This is a genomic window from Natrialba asiatica DSM 12278 (genome assembly GCF_000337555.1).
GTDB classification, from domain to species: Archaea; Halobacteriota; Halobacteria; order Halobacteriales; family Natrialbaceae; genus Natrialba; species Natrialba asiatica.
The window spans coordinates 22,153-42,553 of sequence record NZ_AOIO01000019.1; the positions used below are offsets into that span (position 1 = coordinate 22,153).

Below are 20,401 nucleotides of genomic sequence, written 5' to 3' on the forward strand. Positions count from 1 at the left end.
CACTAGCCTCGAAGAGTCGGTAGTATCGCATCAGCGTAACCCCTCTGATGGGTACCGTCTGACTCTATCTCTTTCATGTAATATTTTCTTGTAATCATGAGTATGTAATCATAAGATAATTTTATTACCATTGGTTACATCGATAGGAATGCAATGTTGAACACAGACGGAATGAAAGACTACCTGGCACAGCACCCGCGAATGATCGGCGCGATGTTTACCCTCCTGTTGCTGCTCAGTCAGGCAGGAACGGCAGCCGCAGGGACGTACTCTCAGGTCGGTCCCTAATACTAAACGGACAGACCTTATTGCGATCAACGTTCTTGTGGAATGAAAACGGCCGTTCTATACGCCAGTAGTAGCGGAATTATCTGTCACGGGAAATGGAACGCGCCAACACCGTCGTTCCAGAAGAGTTCTTTTTCGTGGACGACGGGAAGTTCGCTCCAAGAAAGATACTCTTGAAGAGAGTCCTCATCGACGGACAAAAACGGTGTGTAACCCGGGCTTAGGTGCCAGTCTGCAACCGTTGGAAGGCTGGATTCCGTTGTGGTACCTAATTTGTACTCCTTTGTCGAGTACGACTGCATGGCGAAGTCGACAGTTCCATCTTCGCGATTGGTGAGTTGAAGGACAGCCGGGGCACCTCCTTCAGACTGGGCGATATCGGCCGAGCCATCACCGACGATGAGATACTGGTCACCTAACCCCGTATTCTGTCGAGCGATTTCGAGTGCACCACGGAGCGGGAAGCCGCGGTTGAGCAGGCGCGCCATCGTTTCTCCCGCAGTGACCGCGTCGTCGTTTGCAACGTCGCTGTACGTGCTCACACCGCCGAACGCACCGCGGCGGGTCAGCGCAAGCGCCTGCTGATAGGACTGGCAGGCGTTCAAGAAGAACACACCGACGTCAACCGATTCGAGCGTCCGAACGTCGAGGTCGCCGTCGGGACAGCGCAGTCCATCCTCGGTTGCATGACCGATGTAGTGGACGAAGTCGTACCCGCCGTTGGTCAAGAGGTCGGCGAGTTTCATCGTGTCGACGCCGAACTCGGAGTGGATCTCGAACGGTAGCTCGTCGCGGGTGCCGTAGGTCGCATCGAGCAGGTCGTGTTCGTCGAGCATGCGGGCGTCGTTACAGACGAGCAAAATCTCGATGGAGTCGTTTCGAGCATTCCGATTTAGCTGATTCCGGTACGCTTCGATGGTCGCCTTAGAGGCGTTCTGAGGGACGTTGTTACCGAACCAGGCGTGTTCAATCGATTCATCCGTGACCGTTGGCACGACGAACTCCGAGGCGTCCGGGAACGACGAGGGCGACGAGGACGACGACGGCCGTCGCGCGCCCGGTTCGCTTGCCGACCGGACGAGACGGGCATCCGCCGGCGGTTGGGATGGAATCGTCTCAGGGGTTCGGCCATGAGATGGGCGAACGATTCCGAGTTCGTTGACGATAAACGGAAGCAGTTCGATGCTTTCCGGCTCCGGTGGGATGTGAGCAGTGAGGGGCCACCGCGGGATGTACTCCTCGATGAGATCAGTCGGCGGTTTGAGGTACAGTTCGAGTCGTTTAGGAAGCGGCTTCTCGTAGGTCGATGAGAAATCGAACGAGAGGTCGTCTTCCAGAAACGAGCGTTCGAGGAGATCGTATTGGAAGATGCCTTCGGTTCTGGTGAGACAATCGAAAAAGAAGAACCGTTTGAGTAGAGCAGCGATTTCGTCCCCGAATGCCTTTCCGGTCGGAAGTGAGTATTCGAACTGTGGCGTATGAAGTGCAGGTGGCGAATTGGTGTGAGTCGTCAGTTGGACTGTCGCACCGAGAAAGAACGCGAGTGGGGCAGCCTGAAAAAGAGCGAGATAGGTTGGCGGTGTTGTGATAGTGATCGTGGTCTCAGTTGTCGCCGAACTCGTGGGCGTGTCAGCCGTGCCGGTGGTACTATTGTTCTTTCGAGAAGCCACGTCACAGGATGTGCCTTTCGGGCCGAACGATTCCCAATAGGTATCATCGATGTCGTCACGAATCGTCGATTTAGGGATCGAATCGGGAATTTCGAGAGTATCACCAAGCTCGATGAGCGGTGGATGTCCACGGAGCGTCGGCCACGTTCGTTCCGGCGAGGTAGTTTTGAGTGCCAAGGAAAGTACTGAGATAGCCGTTGCCATCGAGTCGAGATCGGGCGGCGTCGTGATCGTGCCGGCGGGCCTGTCGTGTAGCGATCTGGCACCGAGTTTAATCTCCGTCGTGTCGTCGAGATTAACACGGACCGCGGTCAAGCCAACGTCGATCGTTCCGGGGGCGTCAATACGACAGTAGAGTTTAATCGGACCACTGAGACCGATGTATTGCGTTCGGTCGTCGAGTTGTCCCCGCTCTCCGGCATCGAAGCTCGCCTCGGTTCGTCCAGCGCCGTCGTGAATGGTTACCGAGAGGCGTTGATCGAACCGAATCTCGTCGGTTTCGATCGTACAGGTCTTGTTAACTGGGAAATAGAAATTCTTGGAGTCACCTGCCGATGCCGGTTCGTGCTGTGCTGTGACTGAATCAACATCTACATTCGACGCCGAGGCAAGGGCTGTGGCTGCAATCGTATGGGAAACCGGCGATTCGATCGACACTGGCTGTGGCGTTTCGATTTGGAGATGGCGCTGTTCGATCGAATCGTGAATCTCCAGTCCAGACGGGGTAGTTATTTCCGTGAACTCGATCGTCATGTCTTCCTCGAGTATAAATCACATTCATGGCCACCGCCAAAAAGGGTACTATCGGGTATCTGGTATCTGCCGTCTTCCCGACTGGAACGGCAAATTCGGTTCAGCCGCCTCGCTGCGCGGCTGTGGCCCTCACACCGTACTATGAGTTCTCTCCGTTCGCCCCGTCCGTATCTGAGTCAGTGTCGGTCGAAGCCGAACTGAGCGTTCGAAACACGAGCGGTGGAAATCGCGGTTCGACTGAACTCGGGCGGCGGCCGCTGCCGGTTGTCGGGAGGGGGACGCGTTCAATGACACCGCGGTCGGCGAGTTCATAGAGGAAGCGCTTGACGGTGCCGTTGGTAAGCGTCGATCGATCGGCGATGTCACCCGCGATTTCGCGGATAGGACGGCCGTCGCGGTCGACGTCAACGAGGTGGGCGAGGACCTGTTGTCGGGTTTCGGAGAGTGCGAGGGTACGGTCGACGTGGACGCCGTGGGAGGGGACGGCTGTCTGTGCCTGCTCGAGATGGCCGTCTTCGACGTGGTCTGCGCCCGTGGTACTGGCAAGGACTGCAGCACTGAATAGGGCGGCGAGTGCGTCGTGGGCGTTGCCGTCGGCCCAGACGGCGAGTTCACGAACGGATTCGTGATCGAGGACGCCCGGGGCGAGGCCGGTTGAGGCGCGGTCGGTGATGACGTCGACGAGTTCGTGGTGGCGATAGGCGGGGATGGTGATGGTGGAACCGGCGTCGGCGTCCCAGTCGCCGGGTTCGGTCTGGCCGACGGCGATGGTCGAGACGCTATCGCTGACGGGGGCGAGCAGTTCACAGACGCGGTCGTAGCACAGGGTTTCGGGTTCGTCGTGGTGGTCGATGGCGACGACGGCGCGCCGGTCGTGGCGTGTGAGGTGGGTGGTCAGGCGCTCCCCGAGGTCGTCGGTCCCGATACCGCTCTCGGGAACGGGTTCGGTGGAGATGACCGAGAGGACGGCCTGGTAGAACGCGAAGGCGCTTTCGACGCGGCGGCCGTCGACGTAGACGAACCAGGTGACGGGACCGGTGCTCCCGGCGCGCGTGGTGGTGGCGATCGAGCGACTCGATTCGCCGAGGCGGTCGTTGAGCGCACCGAAGAGCGCAGTGACGACCGCCGACGTGCCGGCGCCGGCTGGCCCGACGACTGCGACCGGCGAGGGGAGTTCGCCGTCGAAGGCCGGTTCGAGGGTATCGAGTAGCTGCTCGAGAACGGGACCCCGGCCGACCGGCTCTTGCCGATGAACGACGGGGCTCAGGTGGTCGCGATCGACGATGATCGAGCGATCCTGGCGTGCTGATCGTCGGCGAGCGATGCGCTCTTGTAAGTTCATCAGNGAGGAACTCCCGACGAGCGCCGCCTCGAGTACTTCGAGCGTGTGTCTGATATCGTAGCCGGTACCGTGTTCCATCTGCATCGAGCAGGTCGGACACTCCGTCAGACCGGTTTCGGCCTCGGCGGCCGCCATGTGCTCGAACATGTCTTCGCCGATCTTCATCGACGTCTCGTAGTTCTCTTCCTTCCAGCCGTAGGTCCCGGAGATTCCGGAACAGGAGTCCCCAACATCGTGCGCTTCGATACCATCAATCGCGTCCATCACTTCGATCGTCTGTCCATCGAGCCCCTGGTTACGTGAATGACACGGTGCGTGGTACGCGAACTCGTCGAACTCGTCCCCGACCGAGGTGCCTTCGAGTTCAGCTTCCAGGTCTTCGTGGACGCGCAGGTACTCGACGGCGTCCCAGGTGTGTTCGGCGACGGTGTCGGTGTCCTCGAAGTCGAACAGTTCGGGGTACTCCTGGCGGATGGACATCGAGCAGGAGCTACACGAGGCGATGATGTCAGCGCCGTCCTCGATGGCCGCCGCGAGTTCGCGGACGTTGGTTTCGGCGGCGCGGCTGGCGTCGTCGAGCATGCCGTTTGCGAACATCGGGGTGCCCGAACAGGACTGGTCGGGGACCATGATCTCGTAGCCAAAGTGTTCGTAGACGCGTACGAGCGCCTTCGCGACTTCCGGCGTGTTGTAGTTCGAGTAGCAGCCGTGGAAGTATGCGATGCGCTTGTCCTCGTCCTCGTCCTCGTCTTCGGTTTCCACGTGCGCACCGCCGCGCGCTGCTCGCGCTTCCTGCGCTCGCTTTTTCGAGGTCGCGTTGCCACCTCGCTTTGTCCACCACTCTAGGAACGTCTCCGTCGCGAACTCGGGGAAGTCGCGTTCGCTCGTGACGCCGAGCGTTTTCTCGCCGAGCCACTTCGTCACCGAGAGCCCCATCACGAAGTTCGCCGTACGGGGGAACATCGACGCCAGGGGGGCGAGCCGCCTGTAGTTCGCGAGCATCCGATTGCGGATGTATTCCCGCGAGAACTTGCTCATGTTCTCTTCGACGTACTCGGCTCGGGCGGTGTTGTGCATCTGCGACAGCGGCACGTCCGAGGGACAGGAACTATCACAGCGCATGCAGTTCGAACACTTCATCACCGACTCGTCGATGTCGTGGTCGTCCTGGCGCTTGAGCCGCCACTGCTCCGGCCCCTGAAACTTCGGGCCGGGGAACTCGTCATCGACTTCGGCGACGGGACAGTTCGTGTCGCAGGTCGAGCACTTGTAACAGTTGTCCGCGCCCGGCCGGAGGTCCATCTCCTCGGATTCGGGAAATACCTGGACCGGCTCGAACTCGTCGTCCGCGTCGCCGCTCGATTGGTCGCTCGATACGCCGTCGTCGATCGGTTGCTCTGCTTCACTCATAGCGGTAGCTGCCTCGATTAAAATCGCCGCGTTTCCCCGTCGAACTCGTACTCGTGTGCTGGGTCGTCCCGACACCGGTCGAGACGCTTGTCGCGATCACTTTCATTCTCACTCGCTCTCCTCCCCCGCGCGCGTTCCGGCGACGTAGCCCGTCGCGAGCGAGACGCCGGCACCGGATTTTTCGGCCGCGTAGTCGTAGCCGCCCAACACGGCACCCGCCGCGCGCAGATTCCTGAACTCGGGGTCGTCGTTCGCATCGAGCGGCCGGAGTTCACGATCGGGGGCTAGACCGAAGCGCGCGTAGGGCTGTTCGCCGAAGACGTCGTCGACGAACCAGTCGTAGCGGTCGCTTGCATGGGGGACGTGACAGTCGAAGAGCGGTTCGGATACTCGCTCGCGACCGGATTCGATTCCCTTTCCGACCAGGCCGCCCGTCGCGAGAACGTACTGGGCGGCCTCGTGGGGAATTTCGGCCCCGTTGCGGTCGACGACGACGTGGTCGATCGCATCGTTGCCTGTCTCGTAGTCGACGACCGGCACGCCCGAGGTCATGCGGACGCCCGCGTCCTCGAGTGCAGCGTACAGAAGGTCCTCCAATCGGAGGCCGGGGAGGCTCGGCGGTCCCATTGGGACTTCGAAAATATCGACGCCGAGCGCGTCGGCGAGCGATTCTCGAACCGCGGCTGGTCGGTCGTCGCCCACGATTGCGGGGAACCCGACGCGCGGTTCGCCCTCGAGATGCGATTCGACGGCTGCGGCGAGCGCCTCGCGCGCGCCGATTTCGTCCTCACCCGCCGCCGCGACTTGCTCGTTCCGATCCAGGAGGTGTGCGTACCGCGTTACCTTGGCGTCGTCGCGAACGATGCCGGGGAACGAGAGCGTCACACCGCGCGCGTCGAAGGGCGCGCCCGCGGCTTCCAGGTGCGCTGCCGCAAGGGGTGCCTCGAAGTCGGGCAGCGTCTCGAAGCCGACGAGGAGCGCGTCGCGGTCGTCGCTCGCCAGTCCGTCGGCCGTCGCGGTCGGATAGCGCGCGGTCGGTTTGACCGTGCCGCCGTGGGTCGGGACGAGCGCGTTTTTGTCGGTGTGCCCGCCGGCGTAGGCATCGCCGGCGATGTCGTCGAAGAACTCGAGCGCGTCGCGGACGGCCTCGCCGCCGACGCGTTCGTAGGGATGGCCGGTGGGGAGGGTGTCGAGTTCGGCGAAGGGGTCGACGATGGGTGTTTGTCCCTGTCCCTGCTCTTGTTCTTGCCCTTGTCCTTCGCTGTCCGGCGCATAGCCGAGCACGTCGATCAATCCGCTCGCGTGCCGGAGCGTGCTCTGTTTGGCGGTGACGAGGCGAACGCGGGCGTCGGGTGCCGTTTCGGCGGCTGCGAGCGCGGCCGTCGCGCCCGCGAGTCCGCCGCCGATCACCAGCACGTCGTCGGTGATCGCCATTTACGCGCCCCCGTCGAACTGTGCATAGTCGACCTGCGCCGGTGCGTTTGCGGGATCGTTGTCTCGGTTCATCGTCGTCGCGTGGAGCGCGTAGTTCAACATCGCCTGCGAGAGCTGTTCGCCCCACAGCGCGTGGCGTTGGCCCTTCCAGCGCTCCTGAAAGAGTTCGTCGAGCGCGTCGCGGACCGTCTCCTCGTCGTACCGCGGGTGGAGTTCGTTCGCCATGTTCTGACAACAAAAGCCGCCCTGGCAGTTGCCCATGGAGGCGCGGGTGCGGATGCGAACCGCGTTCAGGTCGGAGCCGGACTGCTCGACCGCATCCTGAATCTCGGCGCGCGTGACGCCCTCACACTGACAGATGACGGGATTGGCCTCGTTTTCGTTCGTCTCGAGCACGTCCGGCGCGCGACTGCCGAGGCGTTGTTTGCTCCGGCGGGCGATCGGCGAGCGCAGGCCGAACGAGTCCATGCCTTCCTCGAGCACCGCGATGTCTTCGCTGCCGGGCAGCGGTTCCTCGGCGGTGACACACCGGGCGTCGACGCCGAGTTTCGCGCAGACGTGATCGGCGATTTCTTCTGCCATCGCGCGGTAGGTGGTGAACTTGCCGCCGACGATGCTCGACATGCCGCCCACGCCGTCGCGCTCGGCGTGATCGAGCAGGAAGAAGTCCCGCGTGATGTCAGTCGGGTCCTGGGTGCCGGTTCCGGGCGGTTCGTACAGCGGGCGGACGCCCCAGAACGAGCGGATCGTCCGGGCGTCCTCGATGATGGGAACGAGTTCGGAGAGGGTGTCGATCATCTGATCGACTTCCCACTGTTCTTCGGGGTAGTCGTCGGGGTCGTCGACCTCCTCGTCGGTCGTGCCGAGAATGGCGGTCGTCTCGTGGGGGACGATGATGTCGGCGTCGCCTTTCGGCCGGCAGCGGTTGATGACGGTGTCGACCTGGCGGACGTTCATGATGGTCATGACGCCCTTGGAGGGCCGGACCGCGACATCGAGGTCAGCCATCGCGCCGATCCGGCCGGCCCACGCGCCCGTCGCGTTGACGACGTACTCGGCGGTGATTTCCTCGGTCGTGCCGGGCGTCGCGTGCGTTCGCTTGCCGGGTCCGGAGTCGTGGCGGACCTCGACGCCGTAGATGTCGTCGCCCTCGCGCAGGAGGTCGATGACTTCGGCGTGGGTTTCGACGCGCGCGCCGTGGCGCTCGGCGTCGAGGGCGTTCGCGACGCAGAGGCGGAACGGATCGACCGCGCCGTCGGGTACCCGAATCGCGCGCGCCACGTCCTCGGCGAGATACGGTTCGATCTCGCGGGCTTCGCGCCCCGAGAGGACCGTCGCGGGGATTCCGCAGTCGCGACAGCCCGCGAGTTTCTCCCGGAAGTACTCGTCCGAATCCTCGGGTCGCTGGACGAACAGACCGCCGGTCTCTTCGACGCAGTGGCTCGCGATATCCCGGAGTATCTCGTTCTCTTCGATGCACTCCGTCGCGCTCGCCTGATCGGAGACGGCGTAGCGCCCGCCGCTGTGCAAGAGTCCGTGCATGCGGCCGGTCGTTCCGCCGGTCAGATTGCCTCGTTCGACGAGAGTTACGTCGACGCCGCGTATCGCCAGGTCGCGGGCGATACCACAGCCGGTCGAGCCACCCCCGAGGACGAGGACCGTCGTATCGTGTGCCATCCCTTCGTTCGAGTACCTCGGTCGCCGCGACCTTTATTTTATCGACGCTTCCCGACCACCCATAAGAAACAGTGGCCGTGTGAATTGTTGACATCTAATATCACCCACAGTCGCTTATATGGCTTTATGGTGGTTGAAACGTCATCTCGATCGGTATTATCTTAATCCACGACTATTCGTTCCGTCTTTCTGATAATCGTCCGATCGCGAATTCGGTAACATTTATAATGATCGTCGAGACTGTTTACCAGTAACGCGTGACCGACAGTAAATTCGGTGCGTGAGACATCGGGGTGACTACAGTGACAGATACTACGTACGTCGGCGCAGTCGACCAGGGAACGACCGGGACCCGCTTTATCGTCTTCGATCACGGTGGCCAGGTCGTCGCAAATGCATACGAAACGCACGAACAGATCTATCCGGAACCCGGCTGGGTCGAACACGACCCGATAGAGATCTGGGAAAACACGAAAACCGTCATTACGCAGGCGCTCGGCCAGGCCGGCATCGCGCCCGAACAGTTGGAGGCCATCGGCGTCACTAACCAGCGCGAAACCACCGTGCTCTGGGACGCCGACTCCGGCCGACCCGTTCACAACGCCATCGTCTGGCAGGACCGCCGCACTACCGAACGCGTCGAAGAACTCGAAGAGAACGATGCGGTCGAAACCATCCGCGAGAAGACCGGCCTCGAGCCGGACGCCTACTTCTCGGCGACCAAAGCCGAGTGGCTCCTCGACGAGGCCGATCCGATCAAGATGGAGCGCGCCCGCCCTGCCGACATCCGCGATCGCGCGCAAGCGGGCGACGTGCTCTTTGGAACCATCGATAGCTGGCTGATCTACAACCTCACCGGCAACCACATTACCGAGGTCACGAACGCCTCGCGGACGATGTTGTACAACATCCACGACCTCGAGTGGGACGACGACCTCCTAGAAGAGTTCTCGATTCCCGAAACGATGCTGCCCGAGGTCCGTCCCTCCAGTGACGACGAAACCTACGGCACCACCGACCCCGAAGGCTTCCTCGAAGCCGAGATTCCCATCGCGGGCGCACTCGGCGACCAGCAGGCGGCCCTGTTCGGCCAGACCTGTTTCGACGCCGGCGACGCCAAGAATACCTACGGGACGGGCTCGTTCTTCCTGATGAACACCGGCAACGAGGCCGTCGCCTCCGATCACGGCCTGCTCACGACGATCGGCTTCCAGCGCTCCGGCGAACCCGTCCAGTACGCGCTGGAAGGCTCGATTTTCGTCACCGGCGCGGCCATCGAGTGGCTCGAGGATCTGTCGCTGATCGACGATCCTTCCGAGACGGCTGAACTCGCCCGCAGCGTCGACTCGACGGACGGCGTCTACGTCGTCCCGGCCTTTACGGGCCTCGGTGCGCCTCACTGGGACCAACGCGCACGCGGAACCATCGTCGGGATGACCCGCGGCACCCGCAAGGCACACGTCGTCCGCGCGACGCTCGAATCGATCGCCTACCAGACCCGCGACGTTGCGGAGGCCATGGAGGCCGACTCCGGTATCGAGATGACGAGTCTCAAAGTCGACGGCGGTGCGGTCAAGAACAACTACCTCTGCCAGCTCCAGTCCGACATCATCGGCTCGGAAATCGCCCGCCCGGTCGTCGACGAAACGACGGCCCTTGGCTCGGCCTACGCGGCCGGCCTCGCCGTCGATTACTGGGACGACACCGACAGCCTGCGCGACAACTGGCAGATCGATCGAACCTTCGAGACGACGATGGACGCCGAGACGGCGGATGCGCGATACAACCGCTGGCTCGACGCGGTCGAACGCTCGCGCGACTGGGCGCGGGACGGTGAGGAGTAATCCATGTACGGAACGGTGCTCCAGCTTCCGGTCGTCGGCATGGAAGCCGAGGCGTTCGTCGTCCTGCTGATCGCCGCCCTCGCCGGCGGCGCGTTCGGCGCGGCACTCGGCGCGCTGCCCTCGTTCGTCTTCACGGGATTCGTCGTCTTCCTTGGCGAGGGGATCGCCGTCCTCGAAGGGGAAGTCGGCGGTCTCGAGGGAATCGCAGCGGGCGATATCGCGACCGGGATCACCGACGTGATCGGCTTCGGCGCGGTCACCGGTCCCCACATCGCCTTCGCCGGCGGCGTCGCCGCGACGGCCTACGCCGGCCGGAAGTACCCCGAGATGAAACCCGGCGGCTGGGACTACCACTTCGGCAAGGACATCCTGTATGCGTTCGGAACCAAACCCGACATCCTCGCGGTCGGCGCGATCTTCGGCGCGTTCGGAATGCTCATCACCCAGGTGATGAACGGGATCGGCTTTCCCACCGACAATATCGCGCTCTCGGTCGTGGCGACGGCCTTCCTCGCGCGGCTCGCGTTCGGCTACCCGCTGGTCGGCAAGGTCGGCGGCTCGAACATCCTCGATATGTCGCCGTTCGAGCGCGAGGAGAAGCGGATGGCGGCCGACGGGGGAACGACGACTAACCGGCTGGCGACCGAACCCTGGCTGGCCCACCAGTACGAGTGGTCCGGCGTCACCACCATCGGCCTCATCGGTGGCGTCCTCGGCGGGTTCATCTGGCTCGAGACCGGGAGCATCTTCATGGGCTATGCGATTTCGGCGATGAGCCTGCTGTTTCTCAACCTCGGGGTCGAGAAGATTCCCGTCACGCACCACATCACGCTGTTAGGATCGACGGGCGCGGTAATCGCGGCGTCGGCCGTCGGGAGCGACCCGATCGTGCTGCTCGTCGCCGGTGCGTTCGGCGTGATCAGCGCCCTCATCGGCGAACTGTCTCAGCGCGTGTTCTACTCCCATTCCGGGACGCACGTCGACCCGCCGGCGATGGCCATCGCCGCGTTCATGCTCGTGATCGGCGTGCTCTATCTGGCCGGCCTCCTCCCGAACGCAGGCTACCTCTGACTGAAACTCTCCTCTCCCTCGAACTGGCGCTTTTCAGCCGTCGACACCGATGACGGCCGTTTCTCCACCGCCACAGCCGCGCCACATTCAGTTCCCTCTGTCAGCGCCACGCACCTCGCGAACGGCTACGGCGTTCGCCTTCGGGGCCGTCCCGATCGTCCGCTGCTACAGAATACAACGAGTTGTGCTTCGCTTCGAACTCTCCGACTCGGACAGCCGACCCGAGTTCAGAACTGACCCGGAGCGGTCACCTCAGCGGTCCGTCCCGGTTTCGTCGGCGACGTCGCCAGAGGCGGTCTCCTCATCGTCCGCGGCCCAGTCCTCGCCAACGGGATCGTCGGACGTAGCGTCGGGGTCCGCTATCGCGGGCGGGGTCTCACCTGCCGCTTCGACGCCATCACGCGCGTTCGCCGCGTCGGTTTCGTCGCCGGTCTCCGAATCCGCCTTCGGCGCTGAACTCGCGTCGTCTGCCTTGCGTTCGTCGACGTATTGCAATTCTGTCGCTTCGGTCGTTTCGTGGTCGTCCGCGTTCGCCGCGCGGGTCGCCTCTCGATCGGTCGTGAACGCTGCAACCGATTCCTGGAGGGTCACGGATTGCTCCGAGAGGGCGTCGGCGTTCTGACTCACCGTCGTAATCGCTGCGGTTTGCTCCTCGACGGCTCCGGCGACGGCGCTGGCTTCGCTCGCCGTTTCGGTGCTGATCTCGGTCACGTCGTCGACCATCGTGACGAGTTCTTGCGTCGAGTTGGCGATGCCGTCGGTGGCGTCGCTGATTTCTTGGACGCCGTGGTCGGCCTCGGTTACTTCGGCTTCGATTTCGCGGAAAGCGGCGGCGGATTGTTCGACGGTTTCGGTGCCGTCGGCGACGTGTTCGCGCATGGCTTCCATCTCCGCGACGGTGTCGTTGGTCTGGGACTGAACGGTGTCGATGAGCTGGTTGATCTCGGCGGCGGAGTCTTTGGTTTCCTCCGCGAGTTGTTTCACTTCGTTTGCGACGACGGCGAACCCGTTACCGTTTCGGCCGCCGTTGCCGTCGCCGTTGTTAGCGTGGGCCGCCTCGATCGAGGCGTTGAGCGCGAGGATGTTGGTCTGGTCCGCGATATCGGTGATGACGTCGATGATCTCGTCGATTTCAGCCATCGAGTCGTCGAGTTCACGAATCGCCCGGAGTGTGGATTCGGTTCGGTGCTCGATGTCCTCCATCTCGTCGACCACGTCGCCCGCCGCCTCGCGGCCGTCGTTTGCGCGTTCGGCCGCGTGTTGGGAGGTTTCTGCGAGGCTGTCGGCGGTTGCGGCGATTTCCTCGATGTTCGCGGAGATGCCTTGGACTTCGCCGGAGATGGTTTCCATGCGCTCGTTCTGTCGATCCGCGTAGCCGGTGATCTGCTGGACGGAGTCGCTGACGGTCTCGCTTGACGCCTCGAGTTCAGCCGCGCGGGCCTGCACGTCGTCGCTCGCGTCGGATACGTCGGTTGCGAACGCGGAGACGGTGGCGACGGTGCGCTCGATGTCGTCTAACATCTCGTTGAACGTCGTGGCGATTTCGGCCATCGGATCGCTCTCGGTATCGGGGTCGAGTCGCCGCGTCAGATCGCCGCCGGCGCAGTCGCGCATGACGTCGCAGTACTCGGTCGCCGTTCGTTCCAGGTGGTCGGTCATCTCCTGGGCGTCCCGACGGGCGCGTTCGGCGCGCTCTTTTGCTTCCTCGGCTTCTTTTCGCGCCGCGTCTGCCTGCGCTCTGGCTTGCTCCGAGTCTTCGCGGGCCTGTTCTGCCCGTGCGCGGGCCTGATCGGACTCCTCGATCTGGTCGACGAGCGAAAGGCGCATGTCGTCGATCGACTCGTAGAGGGTCCCGATCTCGTCGATGCGATCCGATTCGACGGTCGTATCGAACTCGCCGTCCCTGATCGCGGCCGCGCGGTCGGACAGGTCGCTGAGCGATCGAGCGGTGGTGCGCCCGAGCACGACGCCGAAGACGCCGATCAGTGCGACGCCGACGAAGGTGATCAACAGTCCGAACTGGGTCGCGCTGTGGGCGAAGCCGAGCGCCTCCGCTTCGGTCGTGTGGACGAGGACGGTCCAGTCGCTGGCGGTCGTGTAATAGCCGACGACGTAGCCGTCCGGATCGAAGTTATAGGGGGCGCTCCGAAGCGTTTCTCCGGGGGGCTCGTTGACCAGGAGCGACCCGCGGTTTTCCGACTGAACCGTTTCGAGCACCCCGCTTTGGTCCTCGTACGTCGTGAGGAACGTCGCGTTCTCGCCGTCGCCGTTGCCCATGTAGGCGTCGTCGTTGACGATCCGCCCCTGTTCGTCGAGGATCGTCATGACGGTATCCGAGTCCGCAGTGGTGATCATCCCGGTCGATCGGTCCGTCAATCCAAACGTGAATACGAGCGCGTGCTCGCCATTGTTGACGCCGATGTAGTAGGAGACGACCGGATGCGAGTCGGCGGACAGGCCGAGTTGGTCCGGCATCGAGTACGGGTCCGTCTGCGCGACCGTATCCGTCGAGAGATCCGAATCGAGTTCATCGGCGTCCGGGAAGGCGAGCGTCTCGAGGGAATCGGCGTCGCCGCCGACCCCGGTGACGACCTCGCCGGTCGTCGTGTTGACGTAGAGGCCGTTCATCCGCGATTCGGGCATGTCGTAGTACGTTTCTTCGAGATAGGATCGAATCGCCTCCGGATCGTTCGTGTCGACGACCGGAGCGTCGGAAGCGGCCTGAACGACGTTTCGGTTCTGTTCGAGCCAGGTTTCCATGGCCGTCCCTTCTTGGTAGGCCGCGTTCTGTCGCTCTTCGAGAGCGGATGCTTCCACGTTATCCGTGAGTAACGTCGTCGCAGCGAAGCCGAGCCCGCCGATCGAGAGCCCGAGGACGAGAAAGACGACGCCGAACTTCAACGCATACTTTCGTCTGATGATTGACGGTACCAGTTGCCGTCCCTTCCACACCATAGCTGCTAACGCCGAGCAGCGTTCTTAGTTCTTATTGCCAGACAAGTCATTTTCGAATAGTATAACGAACAAGTTGTCTGGATGAATATGTCTTCTGGGAAAATTGTGCAAGATATTCAAAACTCCGATATATATTGGATCTCAGTCAAACGAACTCGTTCATTCTTGATGGCGACGGCGAGTTTCGATCGATCGAGGGTCCCAACCAGTCTCTAGCAGTAACCAGCAGTAACGGCGGTTGCTAATCGACTGCCACTGCGCGTCTCTTCGCCGGTCAGTGACCGCCGGAAACGAGGTGGAGCCCGACGATTCCGACGACGATAACGCTGATGAAGCCGACCCGAGCAAGCGTCATCGGTTCGTCAAAGAGAACGATCCCGAGCGTGGCGGTCCCGACGGCTCCGATCCCCGTCCAGACCGCGTATGCCGTCCCGATCGGGAGCTCCGTTACCGCCCGTGCGAGGAGGATCATACTGATGGCGAGTGCGACGACGGTACCCGCCGTGGGGAGCGGCTTCGAGAATCCGTCGGAGTACTGGAGTCCGATCGCCCAAGCGATCTCGAATACGCCAGCGACGAACAGGATATACCACGACATGTCCGTCCATCTCGTTTCCCGGCCGGACTATAGGTTTCGTTTGCCGCTCTCCGCCACACTCGATCCGTCGTCCCGGCCCTCGAAATCCGGCGGCTATCCCCGCTTGCCCCGACGTTTTTAGGTCCCGCGCTGCCATCTGCGTGTATGCCCCCATCGACATCCACACCCCCATCATCGCCGTCTTCACCCTCCCCACCACCGCTCGTCCTCGACATCGACGGCACCCTCACGCGCCCCGAGGGCTGGGGCATCGACCCCCGCATCTTCGATCCCCTCCGCGAGTGGGACGCCCCCGTCATCCTCGCCACCGGGAAGGCCTTTCCCTACCCCATCGCACTCTGTCACTTCATCGGTATTCCCGAACTCGTCGTCGCCGAAAACGGCGGCGTCGTCTACACCGGAGAGGACGCGCTCTTTACCGCCGACCGCGACGCCCCCCAAACCGTCGCCGAGCAGTACCGCGCCGCCGGCTACGACCTCGGCTGGGGCGACGGCGACACGATCAACCGCTGGCGCGAGACCGAAATCGCCGTCAGCCGCGACCAACCACTCGACCCGCTCGAAGCGTTCGCCGCCGACGCCGAACTCGAGGTGATCGATACGGGGTACGCCTACCACGTCAAGGACGCCGCGCCGAACAAGGGCGACGGCGTCGAGGTGATCGCCGAGCACGTCGGCATCGACCTCGCCGACTGCGTCGCGGTCGGCGATTCGATCAACGACGTCTCGACGTTCGAGGTCGTCGGACGGAGCTTCGCGGTTTCGAACGCGGACGAGGAGGCGCGGGCGGCGGCCGACGAGGTGCTCGAGGCGGCCCACGCCGACGGGACCCTTTCAGTGCTCGAACGAGTTCGGTAACGGCGGCGATCGCCGGCGGGCGCTACGCAGAACGCTTTTGCGTGTCCCGTCGAAGGCTCACGTATGGACGCAGCCGAGGTGGTGACCGCGCTCGGTGGGGTCGTCGGGACGCTCGCGCTCTTCGTGTACGTCTCTCGGGATGCCGCTCGCAACGAGGTCCCGCGGTCGCGGCTCTGGGGGGTGATCGCGGCGGCACCGTTCGCCGTCGGTGTGTGGCTGTATCTGTTCGCGCCGGCTCCCATGCCCGGCGTGATCATGACGGCCAACACCGGCATAGTGTTGTACACCTTCGAACGCGGAATCGCGAACGAGGACGACGAACCGGCGGAGCCAGGGCAGCTTCCACACGCGCCCGCGACGAGCCGTTCGGAAGAATCGGTCGATTCGCAGACCAAGTAACGAACGACACCACACGCCTTTTGGTGGCCCCTGTCCAAGCGATGGAAACATGAGCGATTCCGCCGACGCCGGCGTCGAGGTGGGAGCCGACGCCGACCCGGACCAGGGTCGGGAGCGAGACCGGGACGACGGCGACCCCGGCGGCGGGCCGGCACAGGTCTCGAGCCCGAACTATCACAGCGAGAACCACACCGCCGCCCAGACCTGCGGCTGGACGGCGAACGCCCTGCGCGGGGACGGTCGGTGCTACAAGAACATCTACTACGGCATCGAGTCCCACCGCTGCATCCAGATGACGCCGGTCGTCAAGTGCAACGAGCGCTGCGTCTTCTGCTGGCGCGACCACCAGGGGCACGCCTACGAGATGGACGAGGTCGAGTGGGACGATCCCGAGGCCGTCGTCGACGCCTCGATCGAGTTGCAGAAGAAGCTCCTGTCCGGATTCGGCGGCAACGACGAGGTCCCGCGCGAGGTTTTCGACGAAGCGATGGAGCCCCGCCACGTCGCCATCTCGCTCGACGGCGAACCCACCCTCTATCCGTACCTGCCGGAACTGCTCGAAGCCTTCCACGACCGGGACATCACCACCTTCCTCGTCTCGAACGGCACCCGGCCCGAGGTCCTCCGGGAGTGTGATCCCACGCAACTGTACGTCAGCGTCGACGCCCCCGAGCGTCACACGTTCGACCGGGTCGTCAAAGCCGTCGACGACGACGCCTGGGACCGCCTCCTCGAGACGATGGCCGTCCTTCGGGGCAAAGACGAGACCCGTACGGTCCTCCGGACGACGCTCGTCAAAGGCGAGAACATGCACCATCCCGACTGGTACGCCGGCTTCTACCAGCAGGCCGACCCCGATTTCATCGAACTCAAGGCGTACATGCACGTCGGCCACTCCCAGGGGCGACTGGACCGCTCGTCGATGCCCGACCACGAGGGCGTCCTCGAGTTCGCCGACGCCGTCAAATCGTACCTGCCCGCGTTCAGCGAGTGCAAGGGCGTGCCCTCCTCGCGCGTCGCGCTGCTCTCGAAGACGAGCGACACGTGGGTGCCGAAATTGAAGAAGGGAAGCGAGTTCTGGGCGCGCGATCCGGTGACCGGAACGGGCGACTGACCGGACTCGATAAACGCTCGACAATGCCATAGCAGTTCTGTTACGCGTTCCACATTCGATACGCTTTTGACCGGTGACGACAAAGCGTCAGCCATGTCAACGACAGCGGAGTCCGCCGTCGGCCACGACGAACTCGCCGTCCTCAAATTGCTCGCCCTCGAGGGCGGGCTCGAAGGCGATGTCAAAATTTCCTGTTCTCATCTCGCCGACCGGCTCGACGCGTCGAACCAGACCGCCTCGCGCCGCCTCCAGCGCCTCGAAAGCGCCGCCCTCCTCCAGCGCGACACCGTCAGTGACGGGCAATGGGTCGGGATCACCGACGCCGGCGAACACGCGCTCCACGCCGAGTACGAGGACTACCGACGGATCTTCGAGACCGACTCGGAAGTCGAACTCGAGGGGACGGTGACCAGTGGGATGGGCGAAGGTCGCCACTACATCTCCCTGCCCGGCTACAACCGCCAGTTCGAGGACCGCCTCGGATACGAGCCGTTCCCGGGCACGTTAAACGTCGACCTCCGAGACGACAGCGTCCGACGCCGCAGCGCACTCTCCTCGCTCGATCCCGTCCATATCGACGGCTGGGAGGACGACGACCGCACCTACGGCCCCGCGGTCTGTTACTCGGCGACGATCGAAACGGCGGACGGTCGACGGTACGAGACCGCCCACACCATCGCCCCCGAGCGAACCCACCACGACGAGGACCAACTCGAGGTCATCGCTCCCGACAAGCTCCGCGAAGAACTCGAGCTAGAGGACGCCGACCGCGTGACGGTCATCGTGGGTGATCGCCAATGACGGGTCAGCAGGCCGGCGCACACCCGGACACGGACCCGAACACGGACGAGGGAACGGAAACCAGCACGGAGGCGGCACCCGGATCGAGTTCAGAACGGGAGTCGATCGACCCCGCCCTGCGGGCGCTCCGCGCGGGCGAACCGATCCTCGTCCACGACGCGGCCGACCGCGAGGGGGAAACGGATCTCATCTACCACGCAGACGCCGTCACACCGGACGCTGTCGCTCGGATGCGCAACGACGCCGGAGGCCTCGTCTGCGTCGCGCTCGGCCACGACATCGCCGAGGCGTTCGACCTTCCGTTCTACGGCGAGGCCGTCGACCACCCCGCGACCGGGGACCACGACCTCGGCTACGACGAGCGGTCGTCGTTTTCGCTAACCGTCAACCACCGCGACACCTACACCGGCATCACCGATGCGGACCGCTCGCAGACCATCCGCGCACTCGGTGAGGCCGCTGCCACCCCCGCTACGACCGACTTTGCGTCGGCGTTCCGCGTCCCGGGCCACGTCCACCTGCTCAAGGGTGCCCCGGATCTACTGGCACAGCGCGAGGGCCACACTGAACTCGGCCTCGCGCTCGCGACCGCGGCCGACCTGCCGCCCGCTGTCGTCGTCTGCGAGATGTTAGACGACGAGACCGGGCAGGCGCGCACGCCGGCCGACGCCCGCGTCTACGCTGATGACAACGACTTCATCTATGTCGAGGGGCAGACGGTTCTCAACCAGCTCGCGTAGCGGTCCTCTCGCCCGCATCGGTCCCGAGTGACCGGTCGTGGCCGACCACGCACTCACTCCTTTACGTGCTCGCCCTCGATACCGTCATCACCGCCCTCGGACCCGGCGTATCTGTTTCTCGACGCACTTCTGCTTCGGTACACGATGTACAGAACGAGGGCTGCAATAGAGAAATCAACCCCGTGACCGACGAGGTGGTGAATCGTCATCGGAACCAGCCCGAACACCGTCCCGAGTCCGATGATCGACCGCCCGACGAGCAATCCGAGGACGACCGTGATCAACAGATACCGACTCGATCGGCGCTGCAGATAGGCGACGAGTCCGACACCGAGCAACGCTGTCGTTCCGACGACCGCAAGGCAGATCATGGCGAGCAACACGGGTGCGAACTCGGGATCTACCCACCCGATATCGAACGGGGTCGTGTAGTCCATCGGCGCGGCTCTATGTCGGATGGTGAGTCACGTATGTGCTTCGGTGCGATCGTCGACTCGGAGCTCGCCGCTCGCAACTCGGGCCGTTCCCGTCCGTCGGGAACGATCGCAACCCGTTATCACGATCGCTAGCAGAGACGTACACGCAGGACCGCTACAGCCATTAGCCACTATGAGTGATACGCGACGCCGAATCAGAACGCACGTGCAGAACAACGCCGGTATTCACTTCAACGAACTCGTCAGAACGTCCGACTTCGCGCCGGGACAGATCCAGTACCACGTCCGGCGACTCCTGGACCAGGACGAACTCGTTCGGTGTGAGTTCTACGGTCGGACCCACTACTATCCGTTGGAGTACGACGAGCGTGAGCGGGCGATGCTGGCGCTGTTCCGTCGGGAAACGGCTCGCGAAGTCGTCGTCTATTTGATCGAACACGAACCAGCTTCCCCGGTTGCCGTTGCCGACTCCCTCGGTATCGCCAGGAGCACGCTTGAGTACCATCTCGACCGCCTCGTCGAACACGCAATCGTCGAGAAATCCTACGACGAACGCAATCGCGTGACGCTCGTGCTCGCAAACCCGGAGTCGACGGGCAGACTCCTGTCGACGGTCGAACCGTCGGTTCCGGACCGCTTCGTCGACCGGTTCACTCGACTCGTCGACGGACTGCTCGAAGAACCGCCCGAATCGCGATAACGTCGACGCTACCGTACACCCCCGTTCATGTGTCTGTATTGATGGCTTCGTTCGACAAACGTACCACTATTTCGATATACGGACCATAACTACGAATAATACAGAAGGCCACGGTCGGCCATGGACGCATCCATCGATCGACGGCGACTCGTACAGGGACTAAGTGGCAGTTTCGTGATCGGTCTCGCCGGTTGTCTCGGCGGCGACGGGGACGAGGACGATTCGGCGGAAAACGGCGACACCAACGACGAGAACGGCTCGGCCGAGGACGGCAGTACCGGACTCGCATACGCCTTCGGTTCGGAAACAA

16 protein-coding genes and 1 pseudogene are annotated in these 20,401 nt (G+C 63.2%); 9 read left to right on the forward strand and 8 right to left on the reverse strand.

Annotation, left to right across the window (positions count from 1 at the left end):
• Nucleotides 1–153: 153 nt before the first annotated feature.
• Nucleotides 154–288: a DUF7503 family protein gene (locus C481_RS22920; RefSeq protein WP_006108229.1), complete on the forward strand. Its 135-nt coding sequence runs from the start codon at nt 154–156 to the stop codon at nt 286–288.
• Between the two features lie 86 nt (nt 289–374).
• Here C481_RS22920 and C481_RS05970 read toward each other — a convergent pair whose 3' ends face one another.
• The 5 genes and pseudogenes from C481_RS05970 to glpA all read right to left on the reverse strand — a co-directional run bounded on the left by C481_RS05970 (nt 375) and on the right by glpA (nt 8,574).
• On the reverse strand, nt 375–2,711 hold the full coding sequence (locus C481_RS05970) for a hypothetical protein (protein ID WP_049904462.1): 2,337 nt from the start codon (nt 2,709–2,711) through the stop codon (nt 375–377).
• A 139-nt stretch (nt 2,712–2,850) separates the two neighbouring features.
• On the reverse strand, nt 2,851–4,053 hold the full coding sequence (locus tag C481_RS22390; RefSeq protein ID WP_083860898.1) for a Cdc6/Cdc18 family protein: 1,203 nt from the start codon (nt 4,051–4,053) through the stop codon (nt 2,851–2,853).
• A gap of 6 nt (nt 4,054–4,059) precedes the next feature.
• Nucleotides 4,060–5,463, reverse strand: a pseudogene (locus C481_RS22395) (anaerobic glycerol-3-phosphate dehydrogenase subunit C); the annotation flags it as partial.
• A 108-nt stretch (nt 5,464–5,571) separates the two neighbouring features.
• On the reverse strand, nt 5,572–6,897 hold the full coding sequence (glpB, locus tag C481_RS05980; RefSeq protein WP_006108231.1) for a glycerol-3-phosphate dehydrogenase subunit GlpB: 1,326 nt from the start codon (nt 6,895–6,897) through the stop codon (nt 5,572–5,574).
• Nucleotides 6,898–8,574, reverse strand: coding sequence for an anaerobic glycerol-3-phosphate dehydrogenase subunit GlpA (gene glpA / locus C481_RS05985; protein WP_006108232.1), 1,677 nt, complete (start codon nt 8,572–8,574; stop codon nt 6,898–6,900).
• A 302-nt stretch (nt 8,575–8,876) separates the two neighbouring features.
• Here glpA and glpK point away from each other — a divergent pair, with 302 nt between their 5' ends.
• Both glpK and C481_RS05995 read left to right on the forward strand, forming a co-directional pair.
• Entirely contained in the window at nt 8,877–10,418 is a 1,542-nt protein-coding gene (glpK, locus tag C481_RS05990; RefSeq protein WP_006108233.1) for a glycerol kinase GlpK, read from the forward strand.
• A 3-nt stretch (nt 10,419–10,421) separates the two neighbouring features.
• Entirely contained in the window at nt 10,422–11,489 is a 1,068-nt protein-coding gene (locus C481_RS05995; RefSeq protein ID WP_006108235.1) for a hypothetical protein, read from the forward strand.
• A gap of 252 nt (nt 11,490–11,741) precedes the next feature.
• Here the strand turns inward: C481_RS05995 and C481_RS06000 are convergent, their stop codons facing one another.
• Together C481_RS06000 and C481_RS06005 are read right to left on the reverse strand one after the other, a co-directional pair.
• Nucleotides 11,742–14,390 (reverse strand): methyl-accepting chemotaxis protein, encoded by a 2,649-nt coding sequence (locus C481_RS06000; protein ID WP_006108236.1) that lies wholly within the window; start codon nt 14,388–14,390, stop codon nt 11,742–11,744.
• 328 nt (nt 14,391–14,718) lie between these two features.
• The gene (locus tag C481_RS06005; protein ID WP_006108238.1) at nt 14,719–15,042 is read right to left on the reverse strand and encodes a DMT family transporter; all 324 of its coding nucleotides are present in this window, start codon (nt 15,040–15,042) and stop codon (nt 14,719–14,721) included.
• A 144-nt stretch (nt 15,043–15,186) separates the two neighbouring features.
• On the opposite strand from C481_RS06005, the gene C481_RS06010 reads away from it, so the two are divergent.
• From C481_RS06010 to ribB, 5 genes are all read left to right on the forward strand, one after another.
• On the forward strand, nt 15,187–15,900 hold the full coding sequence (locus C481_RS06010) for an HAD-IIB family hydrolase (RefSeq protein WP_006108239.1): 714 nt from the start codon (nt 15,187–15,189) through the stop codon (nt 15,898–15,900).
• Between the two features lie 63 nt (nt 15,901–15,963).
• Nucleotides 15,964–16,299 (forward strand): hypothetical protein, encoded by a 336-nt coding sequence (locus C481_RS06015; RefSeq protein ID WP_006108240.1) that lies wholly within the window; start codon nt 15,964–15,966, stop codon nt 16,297–16,299.
• Nucleotides 16,300–16,348: 49 nt separating this feature from the next.
• Nucleotides 16,349–17,413 carry a 4-demethylwyosine synthase TYW1 gene (gene twy1, locus C481_RS06020; protein WP_006108241.1) on the forward strand — a complete coding sequence of 355 codons (1,065 nt, stop codon included), beginning with the start codon at nt 16,349–16,351 and terminating at the stop codon, nt 17,411–17,413.
• A gap of 93 nt (nt 17,414–17,506) precedes the next feature.
• Nucleotides 17,507–18,214 carry a DUF120 domain-containing protein gene (locus C481_RS06025; RefSeq protein WP_006108243.1) on the forward strand — a complete coding sequence of 236 codons (708 nt, stop codon included), beginning with the start codon at nt 17,507–17,509 and terminating at the stop codon, nt 18,212–18,214.
• Nucleotides 18,211–18,954 carry a 3,4-dihydroxy-2-butanone-4-phosphate synthase gene (gene ribB, locus C481_RS06030; protein WP_006108245.1) on the forward strand — a complete coding sequence of 248 codons (744 nt, stop codon included), beginning with the start codon at nt 18,211–18,213 and terminating at the stop codon, nt 18,952–18,954. Before C481_RS06025 ends, ribB begins: the two co-directional genes overlap by 4 nt.
• Before the next feature lie 53 nt (nt 18,955–19,007).
• Here the strand turns inward: ribB and C481_RS06035 are convergent, their stop codons facing one another.
• Nucleotides 19,008–19,391, reverse strand: a complete 384-nt coding sequence (locus C481_RS06035) for a DUF7471 family protein (RefSeq protein WP_006108246.1) — start codon at nt 19,389–19,391, stop codon at nt 19,008–19,010.
• A gap of 172 nt (nt 19,392–19,563) precedes the next feature.
• Between C481_RS06035 and C481_RS06040 the strand changes: the two genes are divergently transcribed.
• A complete protein-coding gene (locus C481_RS06040) occupies nt 19,564–20,091 on the forward strand; it encodes a winged helix-turn-helix transcriptional regulator (protein WP_049904463.1) in 528 nt (175 codons plus the stop codon).
• Nucleotides 20,092–20,401: the final 310 nt, after the last annotated feature.